At 48.4% G+C, this 19,264-nt stretch carries 12 protein-coding genes; 9 read left to right on the top strand and 3 right to left on the bottom strand.

Annotated features, from left to right (window positions below; translation table 11 throughout):
• Positions 1-162: 162 nt before the first annotated feature.
• The 3 genes from CD05_RS0116370 to CD05_RS0116360 form a co-directional block, all read right to left on the bottom strand.
• A complete protein-coding gene (locus CD05_RS0116370; RefSeq protein ID WP_028511390.1) occupies positions 163-6,510 on the bottom strand; it encodes a SpaA isopeptide-forming pilin-related protein in 6,348 nt (2,115 codons plus the stop codon).
• 459 nt (positions 6,511-6,969) lie between these two features.
• Positions 6,970-7,548, bottom strand: a complete 579-nt coding sequence (locus CD05_RS0116365; RefSeq protein WP_347495379.1) for a manganese efflux pump — start codon at positions 7,546-7,548, stop codon at positions 6,970-6,972.
• Between the two features lie 351 nt (positions 7,549-7,899).
• Complete coding sequence (locus CD05_RS0116360; RefSeq protein WP_028511388.1) at positions 7,900-8,391, bottom strand: hypothetical protein; 492 nt, start codon at positions 8,389-8,391, stop codon at positions 7,900-7,902.
• Between the two features lie 294 nt (positions 8,392-8,685).
• Here CD05_RS0116360 and typA point away from each other — a divergent pair, with 294 nt between their 5' ends.
• The 9 genes from typA to CD05_RS0116315 all read left to right on the top strand — a co-directional run bounded on the left by typA (position 8,686) and on the right by CD05_RS0116315 (position 19,261).
• Entirely contained in the window at positions 8,686-10,503 is a 1,818-nt protein-coding gene (gene typA, locus CD05_RS0116355; protein ID WP_028511387.1) for a translational GTPase TypA, read from the top strand.
• A gap of 219 nt (positions 10,504-10,722) precedes the next feature.
• Positions 10,723-12,183: a MoxR family ATPase gene (locus CD05_RS19180; RefSeq protein ID WP_051589090.1), complete on the top strand. Its 1,461-nt coding sequence runs from the start codon at positions 10,723-10,725 to the stop codon at positions 12,181-12,183.
• Between the two features lie 216 nt (positions 12,184-12,399).
• Positions 12,400-13,788 (top strand): hypothetical protein, encoded by a 1,389-nt coding sequence (locus tag CD05_RS0116345; protein ID WP_028511386.1) that lies wholly within the window; start codon positions 12,400-12,402, stop codon positions 13,786-13,788.
• 58 nt (positions 13,789-13,846) lie between these two features.
• Entirely contained in the window at positions 13,847-14,446 is a 600-nt protein-coding gene (locus CD05_RS0116340; RefSeq protein ID WP_028511385.1) for a cytidylate kinase-like family protein, read from the top strand.
• A gap of 157 nt (positions 14,447-14,603) precedes the next feature.
• Complete coding sequence (locus tag CD05_RS0116335; RefSeq protein WP_028511384.1) at positions 14,604-15,566, top strand: serine acetyltransferase; 963 nt, start codon at positions 14,604-14,606, stop codon at positions 15,564-15,566.
• Between the two features lie 136 nt (positions 15,567-15,702).
• Positions 15,703-15,960: a type II toxin-antitoxin system Phd/YefM family antitoxin gene (locus tag CD05_RS0116330; protein WP_028511383.1), complete on the top strand. Its 258-nt coding sequence runs from the start codon at positions 15,703-15,705 to the stop codon at positions 15,958-15,960.
• Entirely contained in the window at positions 15,953-16,210 is a 258-nt protein-coding gene (locus tag CD05_RS0116325) for a Txe/YoeB family addiction module toxin (RefSeq protein WP_028511382.1), read from the top strand. Before CD05_RS0116330 ends, CD05_RS0116325 begins: the two co-directional genes overlap by 8 nt.
• Positions 16,211-16,355: 145 nt before the next feature.
• On the top strand, positions 16,356-17,537 hold the full coding sequence (locus CD05_RS0116320) for an iron-containing alcohol dehydrogenase (RefSeq protein WP_028511381.1): 1,182 nt from the start codon (positions 16,356-16,358) through the stop codon (positions 17,535-17,537).
• Between the two features lie 14 nt (positions 17,538-17,551).
• A complete protein-coding gene (locus tag CD05_RS0116315; RefSeq protein ID WP_028511380.1) occupies positions 17,552-19,261 on the top strand; it encodes a DNA mismatch repair protein MutS in 1,710 nt (569 codons plus the stop codon).
• The last annotated feature ends 3 nt before the right edge of the window (positions 19,262-19,264 follow it).

The following is a 19,264-nucleotide window of genomic DNA, read 5'->3' as shown; positions in this document are numbered from 1 at the left end:
TGTTGTCAATGTACTTTTTGTTAAGAAAATGGTTTCAGATTATTACATTTGCCTGCATCTAAAGCGCCCGGAAAATACAGGCAGCTGTGCGCATTCTCCGGCATGAAAAAGCCCAAAAAAGATCCCCCTCACCGTGAGGGGGATCCGTTAAACTATTCAGGATCAGTCATCTTTCCTCTTTTTGAAGATTATAACTGCGCCGCAGGCAAGTGCCATAGCTGCCGGTAATGCCGAACCAGCACCCGTTGTCGGGTTGTTGGTGGAAGCACCGCCGTTGCCGGTCTGGTCGCTGTCATTATCGTTGCCGTCACTTGTCGAGCTGTCGTTGGTCTTAGCACCGCCGTTGCCGGACTGGCTGTCGTCCTGAGAATCGGAATCGCTGTCAGAGTCTTCATCAGTCTGCTTTTCTTCGTCCTCAGACTTCTCGTCCTCGTCCTGCTTTTCATCTTCTTCAGACTGCTGTTCCTCGTCCTGCTGCTCGTCTTCCTCAGACTGCTGCTCTTCGTCCTGCTGCTCGTCTTCCTCAGACTGCTGCTCTTCGTCCTGCTGCTCGTCTTCCTCAGACTGCTGCTCGTCGTCCTTCTTCTCGTCGTCAGACTGCTCGTCGTCCTTCTTCTCGTCGTCAGACTGCTCGTCGTCCTTCTTCTCGTCGTCAGACTGCTCGTCGTCCTTCTTCTCGTCGTCAGACTGCTCGTCGTCCTTCTTCTCGTCGTCGGACTGTTCTTCGTCCTTCTTCTCGTCGTCGGACTGTTCTTCGTCCTTCTTCTCGTCGTCAGACTTCTCATCATCGGACTTCTCGTCGTCCTTCTTCTCGTCCTCTTCGTCCTTCTTCTCGTCGTCAGACTTCTGCTCCTCGAATGCGTCCTCTACTGTGATGTTTGTACCGTCAACAGTTATCTTGCCTATTGTACCCTCTGTCACCTTAGAAGATGTTACCTTGCCGTTTTCAACCGTGAATTCAACTGTCGAATCAGTTACCTTATAGGTCTTGTTGCCGACAGTAAACTCGCCGCCTGTTTCTTCAAGGGTGTATGTGCCGTCAGAAAGTGTTACCTTCTCGGCTGTCTTGCCGGATGTCCAGGTCTTAACAACCTTTCCTGTGCTCTTATCCTTTATGGTAAGCTCTGCACCTGCAAGCTCGTCCTTGCCGTTTATTTCCTTCTTGGAAATTGTAAGCTCGGTATCCTGCTTTTCCTCAAATGCGTCCTCTACTGTGATGTTTGTACCGTCAACAGTTATCTTGCCTATTGTACCCTCTGTCACCTTAGAAGATGTTACCTTGCCGTTTTCAACCGTGAATTCAACTGTCGAATCAGTTACCTTATAGGTCTTGTTGCCGACAGTGAACTCGCCGCCTGTTTCTTCAAGGGTGTATGTGCCGTCAGAAAGTGTTACCTTCTCAGCTGTCTTGCCGGATGTCCAGGTCTTAACGACCTTGCCTGTGCTCTTATCCTTTATGGTAAGCTCTGCACCTGCAAGCTCGTCCTTGCCGTTTATTTCCTTCTTGGAAATTGTAAGCTCGGTATCCTGTGACTCCTCGAATGCGTCTTCAACTGTGATGTTTGTACCATCAACTGTTATCTTGCCGATAGTACCCTCTGTCACCTTAGAAGATGTTACCTTGCCGTCCTCTACTGTAAACTCAACTGTAGAGTCTGTAACCTTATAGGTCTTGTTGCCGACAGTGAACTCGCCGCCTGTTTCTTCAAGAGTGTATGTGCCGTCGGAGAGTGTTACCTTCTCAGCTGTCTTGCCGGAAGTCCAGGTCTTTACAACCTTACCCGTGCTCTTATCCTTTATGGTAAGCTCTGCACCTGCAAGCTCGTCCTTGCCGTTTATTTCCTTCTTGGAAATTGTAAGCTCAGTATCCTGTGATTCCTCGAATGCGTCCTCTACTGTGATGTTTGTACCGTCAACTGTTATCTTGCCGATAGTACCCTCAGTCACCTTAGAAGATGTTACCTTGCCGTTTTCAACCGTGAATTCAACTGTCGAATCTGTTACCTTGTAGGTCTTGTTGCCGACAGTGAACTCGCCGCCTGTTTCTTCAAGGGTGTATGTGCCGTCAGAAAGTGTTACCTTCTCAGCTGTCTTGCCGGAAGTCCAGGTCTTAACAACCTTGCCTGTGCTCTTATCCTTTATGGTAAGCTCTGCACCTGCAAGCTCGTCCTTGCCGTTTATTTCCTTCTTGGAAATTGTAAGCTCTGTATCCTGTGATTCCTCGAATGCGTCCTCTACTGTGATGTTTGTACCGTCAACTGTTATCTTGCCTATTGTACCCTCTGTCACCTTAGAAGATGTTACCTTGCCGTCCTCTACTGTAAACTCAACTGTGGAATCAGTTACCTTATAGGTCTTGTTGCCTATCTTGAATTCGCCGCCGGTCTCCTCAAGAGTATAAGTACCGTCCTTAAGAGCTATCTTTACAGCGCTCTTGCCGGAAGTCCATGTCTTTACAACGTCGCCTGTTTCCTTGTCGGTAATTGTCAGCTCTGCGCCTTCAAGCTCGTCCTTGCCGTTTATTTCCTTCTTGGAAACTGTGACAACTGTCTCATCTGTTGCTGCATCTTCAACGAGGATAATGCCGTCCTTGTTGATAGTTGCTGTAGATGTTACCTTGCCGTTGCTGTCGATAACAAAGGTCGTATCGGAAGCTGTCTTATAGCCCTTAGGAGCTACTGTCTCACGGAGAGTGTATGTAACTCCTGTCTTAAGACCCTTTATCTCGTGAGCCTCAGTTGTGGAATCCCATTCCTCAACTACTTTCTCGCCCTCGAGTATCTGGATATGAGCGCCCTCTACCTCATCGCCGCTTGCAATATCTACCTTGGATACCTTTACAGATGTCATTGCGTCTTCAACGAGAAGCACGCCGCCCTCTGTAACTGTGCCTGTAGATGTTACCTTGCCGTTCTTATCAAGTGTGAAGACTGTCTCGGAAGCTATTGCATAGCCCTCGGGAGCAACTGTCTCACGGAGTGTGTACTCAACACCGGTCTTAAGGCCCTTTATCTCGTGAGCCTCAGTTGTGGAATCCCATTCCTCAACTACATTGCCTTCTGCGTCGAGTATCTGGATATGTGCGCCTTCGAGCTCAGCGCCGTCAGCTATATCCACCTTGGATACTGTTACAGATGTCTTTGCATCTTCGATAAGTAAAGCGCCGTCTTCAGTTACTGTACCGGAAGATGTTACCTTGCCGTTCTTATCAAGTGTGAAGACTGTCTCGGAAGCTATTGCATAGCCCTCGGGAGCTACTGTCTCACGGAGTGTGTACTCAACACCGGTCTTAAGGCCCTTTATCTCGTGAGCCTCGGTTGTGGAATCCCATTCCTCAACTACATTGCCTTCTGCGTCGAGTATCTGGATATGTGCGCCTTCGAGCTCATTGCCGTCAGCTATATCCACCTTGGATATCTTTACAGATGTCTTTGCGTCCTCAACAAGGAGAACACCGTCTGCTGTTACAGAGCCGGTAGATGTTACCTTACCTGTCTCGCTGATAGAGAATGTCGTGTCTGTAGCTACGGTATAGCCGTCAGGAGCTACTGTCTCACGGAGAGTGTATGTAACGCCTGTCTTAAGACCGGTTATCTCATGAGCCTTTGTGCCGGAAGTCCAGCTCTCGACTACCCTGCCGTCTGCATCGAGTATCTGTATGGTTGCGCCTGCAACTTCCTTGCCGTCTGCGATATCTACCTTGGATATCTTGACAGATGTCTTAGCGTCCTCAACAAGGATAACGCCCTTATCTGTTACAGTGCCGGTAGTTGTTACCTTGCCGGTCTCGCTTACCGAGAAAGTTGTCTCTGTTGCTACTGTGTAGCCGTCAGGAGCTACAGTCTCACGGAGAGTGTACTTAGCACCTGCTGTAAGGCCTGTTATCTTATGAGCCTTTGTGCCGGAAGTCCAGCTCTCGACTACCTCGCCGTCTGCATCGAGTATCTGTATAGTTGCGCCTGCAACTTCCTTGCCGTCTGCGATATCTACCTTGGAGATACTTACCGAAAGCTCCTCAACGTCGCTCTTTTCAGCGTCGCAGACCTTAATGGTGTTTGCATTCACCTTTTCAAAGTAGCCGTTCTCCGTATCCTCGGTGAAGGCTTCCTTGTTGTTCTTGGAGTTCTCGTCGATGACTACCTTAGCGCCCTTAACGGTCGTCTCCTCATACTTTCCTGTCTCAGGATTGTATGTATAAGCTGTAGTAGTGCTGTCAACTATCTCAAAGTCCACCTTTGATGATACTACCTTATAAGTCTCGCCGTTATACTCTATCTCATCGCCTGTCTCAACAAGTGAATACTTGCCGGGAACTAAAACGAGCTTCTGAGTATTGTCGAGCTTGTTTGTAGTCTTATCGAGCTTGGACTCAGATACCCACTCGTGAACAACGTTGCCGTTTTCATCAAGTATCCTGAGTGTAGCGCCGTCTACCTCATGCTCACCTGTGATATCCGTCTTGGATACGTTAAGGTTTGTTACAGAACCGGAAAGACCGCTGTAGAGGAAATGCCACTCACCGCCGGTGTTCTTGACGAAGCCGTCAGAAACTATCCAGCCGGAAGATGTTGTAGCTATATCTGCAACTGAGTTTTCCTGGGGGATAAGGAATATACCTGTTGTATTCTCAAATCTGATATCTGTAGCAGAAGCGAGGTTCCAGACAACGCTTCTTGTAGCGTAGAGATTGTGAAGATAGTTCTTGCTGCCCTCTGTATTGGAATTTACGAATGATTCCGATGCAGAATCTGTTGTTATCTCATCGCCGTCCTTTGTAACAACGGTGTAGTTATACTGGCCTAATGTTATCTTATCAGTATCCTTTACGTTGAATACGAGTGTCTGGTCTTCCTTGAACCTGAGCTTAAGGCCGCCTGCCTTTGCTGCATACGGTGCGAGCAGGTCGCCGTCTATGTAGATAGTTGCATCATCAGCATAGTTTGTTGTATCTACGATAGCAAGTGAACCGCTCACGAGCAGAGGTGTTACATTCGGAGTATGTGCAGCAAGCTCAGCCGACATATTCTTCATGTAAGCTATGTTGGGCTCCATAACGCTGTTTGACATAGCAGCAGGATCCTCAACGACTACAGCCACATCCGTTCTATCATCCTTTATCCTGTTATAGCTGTCAAGATGAAGTATAGGAGGATTCTTGCAGTATTTTGTACCAACGAATATCTTGCCTGCATCAGTTGTATCATCAAGTGCAGGGGTCTTGTCAGATATCGTTGTTTCGCCTGCGGGGAAATCTACGAACTTTGAGATGTAGAAGTTGCCGGAGAAGTCGCCCGATTCATCAGGGTCAACTGCATCGCCCGAAGGATCGTAGTAGTTTACTGCGAAGTTTGTTTCAAGGTGGTTGTTCTGCTGGAATCTGTCAGCAGTTATACCGAAGTTCAGAGCACCGCCGAGAATTGATTCAAAGTTGTGATCGTTCTGAGCATCGACCTTCTTGAATGTGATCTTGTCAGTGATCTCGGTAAGATTACTCTTATCGTCTTCTTCCTTGATCTGCTTTGCGTAGCTCACCTTATTGCCTTTTACGATCTCGCCCTCTGCAAAAGTTGCACAAGACTCGAGCTTGGTAACATTTGAGATAACGGGATTATCGTTTGTGCACTTTACGATCGAAGCAGTCAATGTCTCATTACCGCTTATGCGCTCATGAGTATCCTCATTGCCGTTGATGTCATACCATGTAGCACCGCTTGCAGTCTGAACTGAGATCTTGCCGGATGCGATAGCAGCATCATCGAGCTTCTGAACATAGTAGTGAGCGTTGCCGCTCCCATGCTTTGCTTCTACTCTGAGGTAAACATTGTCGCTCTGAGTGATGCCTGTCTGGCCGTCTGCTTCAAGCTCAACGTCATAGGTCGTGTTATACTCTATGATAGCGAGCTTTGTAGTGTCGCTAGATTTCCAGCCGGGGTACTTGTCGTTATCAGATGCGAACCTGTATCCGGGGATAGAGTCTCTCGCCTTGCTGGTGTCCATACAATCAGCAAGGGTATCAAGTGTTGTGCTTGCGTCAATCGTGCGGTATACACGGAGCGTAAATGTCTGTGTATCCGAATTGAAGCTGAACGGATACTTTGTCGAGCCGTCTTCGCCGAAAGCGTAGAACGAATTGTAGGGGAACTCTACCCAGTCAGTCGATGATTCCCATACTGTGTCCGATGCGTTCTGTCCCAGCTGACCGGAATAAAGATCCTCAGGGTGGAACTGCTTCATGGACCAGCCGACAACGTTGGTCCAGACACCGCTTGCGTCCTTCTTAGGTGTTGACCCGACTCCATTGGTAACGAGCCCGACAGCATAATAATTGCTCTCAGGATCATTTGCCAGTGCCTTCTGTTTGCCCTCGGCATCATAGACAGTGATAAGTGCATTGCGCCATGTTGCCGCCTTAGCCGTCAGAGGCGTAACAAACGAAGCACCGATAGTCGTGACTGCAAGAGCGGCCGCAGCCAGAAAGCCGGTAATTCGCTTGCCGAGAGGTTTTTTCATAACCTCATTCCTTTCCAAAATTAGACTTATAACATTCTGTGTATTTGTTAAGCGCATAATTCTATAGGGGTAATACTCAGAATACTACAAGTATATTATACCATAATTATAAAAGTCTTTCAAGGCATTTATGAAATTTCATGCTATCATATTTATAGATTTTTCAAGTGACCATTTGTGCAGTTTGTATATGCAACTGGCACTGTTATAGTGTAAAGTGTTGAATTTCAAACGTTTTCAAAAAGTGCGGTTTCCGGTGTGGCAATGCTCGCAAGCAGCGTATCTATGTGATTTTAGGAACTGTAAAGAATTTTTCTTTACGCAAAAAGTTGTATTGCTTTTCGCAGTTTGATAATAATATTTTACATTTATGTAATAATCTTCATATCGTTTCTTTTTTAACAATTCGATAACAATTGTCCCCGGACGCAAAAGCGCCCGGGGACATAAAAAATCATATCAGAAAATGCCGGTGACGAATATCTCGATGCCAATGCCGATGAGGATAATTCCGCCGAGAATAGATGCCTTGCCGGAGAATTTCATGCCGACACGCTTGCCTATCTTAAGCCCGACAGCGCATATGATAAACGTGACTGCCGCTATCAGCAGAGCGCACACTATTGCCGATGCAAAGCTGTAGCCTGCGATAGTAAAGCCCACCGACAGCGCATCGATAGATGTCGCTATCGACTGGATAAGCAGCGCCTTCGGGGTCAGGCGTGTCACCTTGTCCTCCTCGCTGCCGCCCTTGATGCCCTCTATAAGCAGGCTGCCGCCGATATAGAGCAGCAGCACGAGTGCTATCCACGGCACCGCCTTTTGCAGCTTTGTAAAGTAGCTCACGACCGTCTTTACGCATATCCAGCCGGTCATAGGCATAAGCCCCTGAAAGAAAGCAAACGCCCCTGCTATAGCCGTCTCCTTGAAGCGCCGCATATTCGGCTCGCTGAGCCCGTTTGCAAGCGACACCGAAAAAGCGTCCATAGCAAGTCCCACGCCAAGCAGCAGGCTGTTGAGAATAAATACAACTCCCAAAATAAACTCCTCCAAATAAAAAATCACAGCACAATGCTGTGACACAAAAAAGCTGCACACAGCAAACAAAAGCCCTCTGACACCGGAGCTTACGCTGTGTACAGGTCTTACAATTCAAAGCAAGCCGGGCGAATGATACGCCGGTATGTCGGTCCTTGCTGCTGCGGTATGCAGCCTGCTACTCCCCCGTACAAGCTATATTGTAGCACACACGCAGCAGGTTAGTCAAGGCAAACGCCAAAATATATCCTGACAAATACTATGCCCGTCTGTGCAGTGATATGACAAGCCGCCCTGTCGGGAGCAAGCCCGGTCAGAGCGGTCAGTCTGAATAAAACTTTTCACGAGAGGTCAGTTTTTAAGATAACGGCGCAGCACCACGCCTATGAGAGACACCACGATTATGCTGCCGCCCGAGTCAGGCGAGCGCAGGGCGCTGTAGGCCACGAGGGTCACGGCACAGACGAGAGTTATCACACGCCAGATATGCGCCATACCGTCAATAAGCCCTGAATGCTTCTGCCTGCCGGCGCTTTCAAGGAATATCAGCGTCAGAAAGCTCATCGCCGAAAGATAGCACCCTGCTGCCGCGAACGACCCCGTCTGCAAGCCTATGAGCTGCCCTATTTTCAGTATCAGCGCAAATATCACGCCGTCGCAGGCGACTATCGCACCTGCAGCGCTAAGTGAGAATATCCTCTCACCTCTAAGCTGCTGCTTCTTTTTCAGTATCTCGGCCTTTGTTGTGACCTTTATCGCAGGGCGCACCTCGTCCGATGCGTGTATGCTCTCATCATATGCGAGCGATGAACGGCAGTCTATCATTATATGCTTCATACCCATAAATAACATCTCCTTTTCGTATAGGAACGTTTGTTTTGTTTTTTATCTTCAAGTGTATTATACCATAAGTTCCGGATTTGTCAATGCATTTTTTTGGACAGTTAGCAGCCGCCCGGCGCATTTGTTGAAAAAGTTTGAACTTTGTGAAAAATAAATAAATCTCGCCTTGACATTTTGGTTAAAAAGCATTATAATATTTTTCGGTGTTTTTAATAGTATATAGGACAATTTGAGGCTAAGGCAATAGCCGGTGATCGTGCGGTATTGCCTTTATACGGAAGGACGAGAAAGTAAATGGTAAGAGAAGACTTAAGGAACGTAGCTATAATCGCTCACGTTGACCACGGCAAGACAACGCTCGTTGATGAAATGTTAAAGCAGAGCGGCACATTCAGAGAGAACCAGGTAGTAAACGACAGAGTAATGGACTCAAATGACATCGAGCGTGAGAGAGGTATAACCATTCTTGCAAAGAACACCTCGATATTCTACAAGGACGTAAAGATAAATGTGATAGACACCCCCGGCCATGCTGACTTCGGCGGCGAGGTAGAGCGTGTACTCAAAATGGTAAACGGCGTTATACTGCTCGTTGATGCAGCTGAAGGCCCTATGCCGCAGACACGCTTCGTGCTCCAGAAAGCACTTGAAATGGGTCACAAGATAATAGTTGTAGTAAATAAGATAGACCGTCCCGATGCAAGACTTGACGAGGTTGGCGACGAGGTGCTCGAGCTCCTTTTAGACCTTGATGCAAGCGAGGAGCAGCTCGAATCCCCCATTCTCTACTGCTCGGGCAGAGACGGCACAGCTTCCATGTCACCCAATGAGCCGGGAACAGACATGGTGCCCCTCTTTGACCAGATCCTTTCCTATATCCCCGCACCTGAGGTAGACACAGAGGGCTCTATGCAGATGCTCGTTTCCTCCATCGACTACAACGAATATGTCGGCAGGATAGCTATCGGCAGAGTAGAGCGTGGCGAGATAAAGGTAAACCAGGAGGTCACCGTAGGCGACTATCACGAAACAAAGAAGCAGTACAGAGGAAAGATAGTTACTATCTACCAGATAGAGGGTCTTAAGCGTGTGCCCTGCGACAGTGCAAGAGCCGGCGACATCGTCTGCATAAGCGGTATCGAGGACATAACCATAGGCGACACGATATGCAACTTCGGCGAGTTTGAGGCTGTGCCTTTTGTAAAGATATCCGAGCCGACAGTCGAGATGACCTTCTCGGTTAACGACTCTCCCTTCGCAGGCAGAGAGGGCAAGTTCGTAACATCACGCCACCTGCGTGACAGGCTTTTCAAGGAGCTGTTAAAGGACGTATCACTGCGTGTTTCCGAGACGGATTCTACCGACTCTTTCAGGGTCGCAGGCAGAGGCGAGATGCACCTGTCTATCCTTATAGAGAATATGCGCCGTGAGGGCTACGAGCTCGGCGTTTCCACACCCCGTGTGCTTTACAGAGAGATAGAGGGTAAATTAAACGAGCCTATCGAGAGGCTTGTTATAGACGTTCCTGAGGACTGCGTAGGCTCCGTTATGGAAAAGCTCGGCGCACGCAAGGGCGAGCTTACACAGATGGCTCCTGTAGGCAGCAGAATGAGACTTGAATTCCTTATCCCGGCAAGAGGCCTGTTCGGCTACAAGAGCGAGTTTTTGACCGACACCAAGGGTGAGGGCATCATGTCAAGCGTGTTTGACAGCTACCAGCCCTACAAGGGCGATATCCCAAAGCGTGCTACCGGCTCGCTCGTGGCATTTGAAACAGGCGAGGCTGTAACCTACGGCCTTTACAACGCACAGGAAAGAGGCGAGCTTTTCATCAAGGCAGGCACACCTGTTTACGAGGGCATGGTAGTGGGTGCTTCCCCCAAGCAGGAGGATCTGGTAGTAAACGTGTGCAAGAAAAAGCACCTTACCAACACCCGTGCAAGCGGCAGTGACGATGCGCTCAGGCTCATTCCGCCGAGAGTGCTCAGCTTAGAGGACAGCTTAGAGTTCCTGGCTGATGACGAGCTCCTGGAGGTAACTCCCAAGAACATACGCATCAGAAAAAAGACTCTCAGCAACACCCAGCGTGCAAAGGACAGGGCAAAGCTCTGATAATTCGATAAACAACAACCATGTGCGGCCGTGTGCCGCACTTTTTTTGTCCTGATAACAGATAGTATCGTTATTTCTGTTTAAATTGCTAAATAATTCATCAAACTATTTGTGCAGGGTGATAAAATGTATTTCGGTTGTTGACAACAAATTATTAATAGTGTATAATAAATGTTAGGAGTTTATTTCCACTAAAACTGTATAGTAAGGAGCCTTTGTATGAACATAAAAGCGGCTAAGGATCAGATCGAAAATGCCATCAAGTCCTACCTTATGAAGGACGAATACGGCGAATATCTCATAAGCATTGAAAAGCAGCGCCCTGTATTCCTTCTGGGTGCTCCGGGTCTTGGTAAAACAGCTATCATGGAGCAGGTTGCACAGGATATGCAGATAAATCTCGTTTCCTACGCTATGACCCACCAGACAAGAGAAACAGCTATCGGTAAGTCTATCACCCTCGAGCGTAACTTCGTAGGTAAGGACGTTACCGTTTCCGAAACGACAATGTCCGAGATCATCTCGAACATCTATCAGACAATGGAAGAAACAGGTATCCGTGAAGGTATCCTGTTCCTCGATGAGATCAACTGCGTGGATCGTGGTATAGCACCTATGATGCTCCAGTTCCTGCAGTACAAGATCTTCGGTAAGGATCAGATCCCCGAGGGCTGGGTCGTTACCACAGCAGGTAACCCGCCTGAGTACAATGACGCCGTTACCGAGTTCGATATCGCTACTCTCGACCGTCTTAAGAAAGTCGAGATAGAGCCTGATTACCCGATATGGAAAGAGTATGCATTCTCCAGAGGCATACATAACTCTATAACTACATATCTTGACTTCTACCCCGAGTACTTCTATGTTGTTCCTACTGACAAGAGCGACAGACAGTTCGTTACCGGACGTGGCTGGGAAGATATGTCGGAAATGATGCAGCTGTATGAAAAGAACGGCACACCTGTTGACCTGTTCCTCATCTCGCAGTACGTTCAGAAGCACGACATCAACCAGAGCTTCTATGAGCACTATTGCAGATACAACGAGATAAAGGAAAAGTACAAGGTAAACGACATTCTCAGCGGCAACACCACTACTCAGATAATGGAAGCTGCAAGAATGGCAGGCGAGTATGAAAAGCACATACTCATCAACCAGCTCGCAAGCACAACAGCTGAAATGATAATCAACTCCCTCATGACAGAGAAGATGTCAAACATCATCATGCCTATGCTTCAGGACGTTGTTTCCAAGATAAACGCAGGCTTCTCCAACAGACAGGTGCTCTCAGAGCATATCATGGAGCTGAGAAAGAAAGTTGACAAGGCTGTAAAGGCTCGTATCATCTCCGTTAAGGACAAGAGGATACAGCACTGGATACTTGCTTCTCTTGCAAGATACATGGACAGAACAACAAACGAGGCAAGAGACAAGAACGAGCAGATAGCTATTATCCAGTCAGAGTTCGATGCTATCATCAACAGAGTCAATATGTACACCAATCAGGGCAGCCAGATGCTCTCGAATATGTTCGCTTTCGTTCACCGTGTATACGGCGACGGCGCAGAGATGCAGCTTCTCGTTCACGAGATGTCTTTAAACTCGAACATCACAAAGTTCATCGGCAAGTACGGCTGCGAGGAATACACAAGCAGGCTCGCAATATTCAGCCAGCAGTAATTCCTGCACAACAAGCTCATATCTCCCCTATGCACTATGCATGGGGGAGTTTTTTGGCATTCAGGCTTACCTTATATGCTTTTTGAGTGAAATGGTGATTTTGTAAACTACTTGTTATTGACATTTGTATGGTAAATAGATTATAATATAAGTATAGTCAATCAGGCCGCAGGGCTTTACAATAACTGATCACTGAATAAAAAAGGAGTGTCGATCATGAAGAAGCGTCTAATATCTCTCGCAGCAGCAACAGCTTTGGCTCTCGGGGCTGTGCCTTTTACAGCATCAGCCGAAAAGGAGAACCCTATCCCCTTTGATCTGACACGCCCGGAGAACGTGTCGATGATCTGCTTAAACGGCAACGACTCGGAAAACACTATCGAGATACACTACTCGCAGAGCAACGCTATGAGCGAATGGTCATCGCGCAAGGAGTCGGACTATGACAACTGGCTCAAAGAGATAAACGGCCTCGGCTATGACGATGTGTGGATAACCGCGCAGATAGACTGGTCGATAGATTCACAGGACGATTGGAAGGTCGATGAATACTGGATAACCGATGGCTATGACAAGGACTTTCATCAGCACCTCGGCGAATGGGCTTATACAGCTCAAAGCTACTCCGCCGAGACAACGATGAGTGAGTGGATATTCCGCTATATGGGCAACATAGACGACCCTGAGGACACACGCTGGTACGGCCACCACGAGGGCAGCGACGATTACAAGGGCTGGGGCGATGTGCTAAAGCCCGACCAGTACACAAAGGTCAAAAACGAAGACGAAACGAACGCCAAGATTGACCTTGAAAACCACACCATATACACCCGTGTGCGCTGGCTTGTGACTTTGCGCACCTTGGGCGACGATGCTAAGGATATAAAGGCGACCTCTGACTGGTCGGACATAGCCGCCATAGGCAAGGATGCAGCATCGGCTGAGCCCTTAAAGGAAGGCGACGTTGCAGCACCCAAGGTAAGCGACCTTAAATACACCGATGAGGACTTCAACGGTTTCCCCGTGATAGCGTTCAAGCTCGATGTTGATGACAAGCTCGCCGCACAGGCAGCACAGGTAAGCGGCACACAGGGCGGCATATCCCTCGAGGTAGAGGCAAGGGTCGCAGGAACAGAGGAATGGATAAGCTTACAGGGTGACTGGATAATCAAGGCGGGCGATATGACCGCAGCACTCCAGGCACTTGCAAACGCCGAAGGCAAGGTAGAAAAGGACACCCCCATAGAGCTGCGTGCAAGATACCGCATCTCGCAGCCCGAGCTTGAGGATTTCTACTCCGAATACTCCGAGGTGCTGACCTTTGGCGCTGTAGATATGCAGGTAGAGCCCGACAGCGTGGTCGAAAGCTCCGCCCCCGATGATGAGAGCGTGGCAGAGACCACCACGACCGTCAAGGAGAAAAAAACCGAGGACAAGGAAAAGGAAAAGGAAAAGGACGACAAGTGCTCGCTTTGCGGCTTCTGTCCGCAGCCTTTGGGGCTTTGCATATTCATATGGATAGCTATTATCGTTGTTATCGTTGTGATAATAGTTGTCATCATAGTTATGAAGAAGAAAAAGGAAAAGAATGAGAGCGGTAAATAACAAAGCAGCGATCAGCACCTTTATCGTACATTGCATATAGCAGGAAAGGGAAAAGAATATGGGAAGGATAAAAGCAGTATGTATAGGCAGACAGTACGCTTCCGGCGGAAGTGAGATAGGCGCTATGGTAGCAAAGAAGTTACAGGCCAAATGCTACGACCACGAGCTTGTAGACATGGCTATAGAGCGCAGCGGCATCAGCCGTGAGGAATTTGAAAAGTACGAGGAGGAGGTAATAAGCCCCCTGCACTCGCCGATATCTTCGCTTTTCGGCAGCAAGCACCGTGACCTGACAGAAGCTGTGTTCCACGCTGAGGGTGAGATAATATGCGAGATAGCTGAAAAAGAGCCTACCGTAGTATTTGTCGGCAGATGCGCTGACTCGGTGCTCAGAAACAGAGTTCGCACGCTGCACGTTTACATCTACTCGGACATGGAAAAGAGAATGGACAACGCTATCCGCAAATACGGCATCTCTCAGGACGAGGTCGAGCAGGTGATAAAGCGCTTTGACAAAAAGCGTGCCTTCTACTACGAATGCAACACAAACAAGGTCTGGGGCGACAAATCAAGCTATGACCTGTGTATAGACAGCGGCAAGCTCGGCTACGAGACTACGGCAAGCATAATCGCAGCGATAGTCAGAGCGAGCGAGTAATTTTCAGGTAACAAGTAACAGGTGAGGTGTCCTGCTTACTCAGGACGGATCATAAAAACTTGCCCGAATGGGCATCTCATCGGTGCGCAGCACCGATACATTCATTGTGCATTATGCATTGTGCATTGTGCATTAAATCAAACAGGCGGTGATACCCATGTGCGATGAGACGATATCGCAGAAGATAACAGAACTCACATCGACGATACTCGATGATTACTCAAAGGGAAGAACGATAGACGCTTCATGCCCATACGACCAGCCCGACAAGAAGGTCATAATCGACATGATAAACAAGCTGCAGATAATCGTATTCCCGGGGCATTTCAAAAACTACACCTACAAGGTCTACACAAGGCGCTCGGGGCTCTCTATGCTACTGGAGGACGTGATGTTCAACCTCAAAAGGCAGATAGCCTCTGTACTTGGATTTGACGAGAAATACGCAGACCTTGACTGCGACGGCAAAACAGACAAGGCAGCAGAGCTCGCCCTTGAATTCTTAGAGCGCATACCCAAGATAAGGGAATTCATTGAGACGGACGTTCAGGCAGGCTTTGACGGCGACCCGGCAGCATTCAACAAGGACGAGATAATCTACTCCTACCCCGGGCTTTACGCTATTTTCGTAAACCGCATAGCTCACGAGCTGTTTCTGCTCGGTGTGCCTATGATACCGAGGATAATGACCGAGCACGCACACAGCCTGACCGGTATAGACATCCACCCCGGTGCATCTATCGGCAAGTATTTCTTTATCGACCACGGCACGGGCATAGTTATAGGCGAAACGACCGAGATAGGCGACAATGTAAAGATATATCAGGGCGTTACACTCGGCGCTCTCTCGACAAGAGGCGGCCAGAGCTTAAGAAACAAAAAGCGCCACCCGACTATCATGGACAACGTGACTATCTATTCAGGTGCGTCTATCTTAGGCGGCGACACGGTGATAGGCCGTGACGTTGTCATAGGCGGTAACGCATTTATCACCAAGAGCATAGCAGCCGGAGCAAAGGTAAGCATCAAAAACCAGGAGCTCCGCTACAACTACGACTCAAAACACCCCGTCGAGCAGTGCAGCATCGATGAGGAGGCAGAGTGGTTCTATATTATTTGAGTTATCAGCCCGAAGGCGTTGTGCTTTCGGGCTTTTGTGTTTGCAATAATAGATATTGACATTTTCAGAAAAATGTGATATAATAATATTGAACAAGAAATTGCACAATATATTGAACAAGAAAGGAATGATGAGTATGTTAGCAGTTAATTATTCTACTATCAGAAATAATCTGAAAGACTATTGCGACCGTGCAACTGACGAGGACGAGACTGTAATAGTCACAAGGAAGAATGAAAAAAATGTTGTCATCATGAGCCTTGAACAGTATAACAGCATAATGAAAGCCCTGAGAAACGCCGAGTATCTTGCGAAGATAGACAGAGCCTTTGACCAGCTTGAAGCAGGAAGCGGGCGGCAGCACGAGCTCATAGAGGCCGATGACGATGAATAAGCTGTGGAGCGATATTGTGTGGGACGAATATCTTTACTGGCAGCAGACCGACAAAAAGGTAGTCAGAAAGATAAACGAACTGATAAAGGATATCGAGCGAAACGGTCTTTCAAAGGGTATAGGTCACCCAGAGCCGCTAAGATACCGAAAGGGCTGGAGCAGGCACATAGACCACGCAAACAGGCTTGTTTACAACATAGTTGACGGCAGCTTGTGGATAGCCTCCTGCAAAGGGCATTATGAAGACTGACAAAACGCCTCCTTGGTTTTCAAGGGGGCTTTTTTATTCCCCGGCCTTTGAAAAAATCATATTTATGATAGGATTTTCAGTTGACTTACACAATTAAAAATGCTATAATAAATCAAACCATAAAAAACCGAAAGGAATGATAGTTATGTTAGACTTCAATTTTTACAGCCCGACAGAGTTTGTCTTTGGTAAAGGCAGAGAGAGCGAGTGCGGAGAACTTGTCAGAAAGTACGGCGGCAGCAAGGTGCTTATCCACTACGGCGGCGGCTCGGCTGTAAAAAGCGGCCTTATCGACAGGGTAAAGGCTTCTCTCACCAAAAGCGGCGTAGGCTTTGCAGAGCTCGGCGGCGTAAGGCCAAACCCCCGTGACACGCTCGTTTACAAGGGCATAGAGCTTGTCAAGAGCGAGGGGATAGACTTTATCCTCGCAGTAGGCGGCGGCTCGACAATCGACTCAGCGAAGGCCATAGCTATCGGCTCGGTATATGACGGCGATTTCTGGGATTTCTACAGCGGCAAGGCAGGCATCGAAAAGGCTCTGCCTGTCGGCACAGTGCTCACTATCGCAGCAGCAGGCAGCGAGGGCTCGGGCAACTCTGTCATCACCAAAGAGGACGGTATGCTTAAGCGTGGCACAGGCTCAGACCTTATACGCCCTAAGTTCTCAGTGCTTGACCCTGCACTCACACAGACGCTCCCTGCATATCAGACAGCCTGCGGCGCTACTGATATCATGGCACACGTCTTTGAAAGATATTTCACCAACACCAAGGAAGTAGAGATAACCGACAGGCTCTGCGAGGCTGTGCTGCTTACTATGGTAAAGGAAACTCCCCGTGTTATCAAAGACCCCGACAACTACGAGGCAAGAGCAAACATCATGTGGGCAGGCATGGTCGCACACAATAATATAGTAGGTGTAGGCCGTGCGCAGGACTGGAACTCACACGGGCTCGAACACGAGCTCTCCGGTCTTTATGACGTGGCTCACGGTGCAGGCCTTGCTGTTATCATGCCTGCATGGATGGAGTATGTTCACAATCACGATGTTATGCGCTTCTGCCAGATGGCTACCCGTGTGTTCGGCTGCAATATGAACTTCGCTGACCCCGAGGCTACTGCACTTGAGGGCATAAAGGCATTCAGGAGCTTTTTGCACAGCATAGGTATGCCCATAAACTTCACCGAGCTCGGTGCCAAGGAGGAGGATATCCCCACACTTATCGACAAGCTCGGCATAGGTGACGGCAAGCGTGCAGGCTTTATGGAGCTTGACAGAAACGATGTCGAGAGCATCTACAAGATAGCAGCACACGCTGAGCTCTGATAAAGGAAAACAGCATGAGACCCGAGACAGTTTTTGAAAAAGCACCTCTTATCGACCTTCTCTACCCCTCAAACGAAAAACGTGACTTAGCAAGAAAGCGCTACGCAAAAACAAGCGGCCAGACCGAGCAGCTTGTAAATGACATGATGCTCGAAACGCTTGCAAAGCTGATCTGCAATTCAAACGCTTACAAGATGCAGCAGATACTTACCGAGCTGTGCGATGACGAGGAAACGATAAATTACAGGCTCGACATTATAGATGACCTTATCGGTATGCCGGAGCTTGCTGATATGCTCAAAAAGATAGTGCGCATACTCATAGACAACGATAAGGAGAATATCTACAAGATATCCTCCCCCACCTCGTTCACTACGCTTGATTCGGCAGTCACATCGTTTGAGGCGTATATCGAGTGCATAGAGTATATGCATGAGTTCAACGAGAGAAAGGGAAACAGCGCACGCTCGCAGGGTGTGAAAAAGATGCTCGGCTTCTTTGAGCGCTGCTATAATGACAAGAACTACAAGTCACTCTGCGAGGACGTAGCAGAGCTAAGAAGAACTATCAAAAACAGGATAAAGAGCATAGTCGTCGCAATAAACCTTGATGAAGACCTGAAGCCTGTGTCGGCCGGCATAGTCGAGGTTTGCGACAAGGAATACATCCAGAAGCCCACCGTGCTTGACCGCATAATCTACCACGGCGCAAAGTTCAGCGACAAGAACGTCATGGGCGCACTGAAGCAGCGCTACACCTACGAGGGCAACGACAAAAACAGCAAGGACAGGGTAGTAAACACCTACGAAAAAGCGCTTTTCGAGGAGCTTGATTTTATAACGAAAAAGTATGTCGAGCTCATTGACGATGCGCTTGATGACTACAAGGCCATAGGCTTCAAGGACGTGTACTCGATAGAATATCAGCTCGATTTCTACATGGGCATCATCGCTCTTATAAAAAGCGCACGCTCCAAGGGGCTTGATATGTGCCGCCCGAAGATACTTGCAAAAAGCGAGCGCCGTGCTGTCATAAAGGGGATATTTGACCCCATTTATTTCAGCGAGGCGGCTATCTACAACATATCCCACAAGGAGCAGCGTGAGGTCATAACCAATGACATCACCTTTGATGAGAACGCAGGCTTCTACATTCTCACAGGTGCAAACAACGGCGGCAAGACGACCTTTGTGCGTGCTGTGGGGCTTTGCCAGCTCATGGCGCAGGCAGGGCTCTATGTTCCGGCGAGCGAGTGCGAGATATCCCCATGCGATATGATATACACCCACTTCCCAAAGGAGGAGCAGAAGGGGATAGATGCTTCACGCTTTACGAGCGAGATAAAGCAGTTCAAGGAGATATCAGACACTATCACCAATCACAGCCTGCTGCTTATGAACGAATCTATCCAGAGCACCACCCCGAAGGAATGCGTCGATATCGCCGTGTCGCTGGTCGAGGTATTCTCGATGCTCGGTGTCAGGGGCGTTTTTGCAACGCACCTTGTCGATATCGCACCCAAGGCGCTTAAGCTGAACGACAAGGAAGGGCTCAACACCAGGATAGAGAGCATCACCGTGTCTGTCAATGAGAGCTCGGGCAAGCGGCTTTACAAGATAGTCAAAGGCCTGCCGGGAGATCACAGCTACGCTGACACGATTTTCAAGAAGTTCGGGCTTGATTTTGAAGCGCTGAGAAAGCGTGCAAAAGAAATGAATGCATAAGGA

The organism is Ruminococcus sp. NK3A76, from assembly GCF_000686125.1.
Classification (GTDB): domain Bacteria; phylum Bacillota; class Clostridia; order Oscillospirales; family Ruminococcaceae; genus NK3A76.
The sequence above is the reverse complement of the archived record's forward strand: the minus strand, read 5'-3'. Positions and strand labels throughout refer to the sequence as shown.

Bases quoted from the DNA above. Each gene is read 5' to 3' on its own strand.
- CD05_RS0116335 (WP_028511384.1), top strand. From the start codon at position 14,604: ATGTGCGATGAGACGATATCGCAGAAGATAACAGAACTCACATCGACG.
- CD05_RS0116340 (WP_028511385.1), top strand. From the start codon at position 13,847: ATGGGAAGGATAAAAGCAGTATGTATAGGCAGACAGTACGCTTCCGGC.
- CD05_RS0116370 (WP_028511390.1), bottom strand. From the start codon at position 6,510: ATGAAAAAACCTCTCGGCAAGCGAATTACCGGCTTTCTGGCTGCGGCC.
- CD05_RS0116345 (WP_028511386.1), top strand. From the start codon at position 12,400: ATGAAGAAGCGTCTAATATCTCTCGCAGCAGCAACAGCTTTGGCTCTC.
- CD05_RS0116360 (WP_028511388.1), bottom strand. From the start codon at position 8,391: ATGGGTATGAAGCATATAATGATAGACTGCCGTTCATCGCTCGCATAT.
- CD05_RS0116330 (WP_028511383.1), top strand. From the start codon at position 15,703: ATGTTAGCAGTTAATTATTCTACTATCAGAAATAATCTGAAAGACTAT.
- CD05_RS19180 (WP_051589090.1), top strand. From the start codon at position 10,723: ATGAACATAAAAGCGGCTAAGGATCAGATCGAAAATGCCATCAAGTCC.
- typA (WP_028511387.1), top strand. From the start codon at position 8,686: ATGGTAAGAGAAGACTTAAGGAACGTAGCTATAATCGCTCACGTTGAC.
- CD05_RS0116320 (WP_028511381.1), top strand. From the start codon at position 16,356: ATGTTAGACTTCAATTTTTACAGCCCGACAGAGTTTGTCTTTGGTAAA.
- CD05_RS0116325 (WP_028511382.1), top strand. From the start codon at position 15,953: ATGAATAAGCTGTGGAGCGATATTGTGTGGGACGAATATCTTTACTGG.
- CD05_RS0116315 (WP_028511380.1), top strand. From the start codon at position 17,552: ATGAGACCCGAGACAGTTTTTGAAAAAGCACCTCTTATCGACCTTCTC.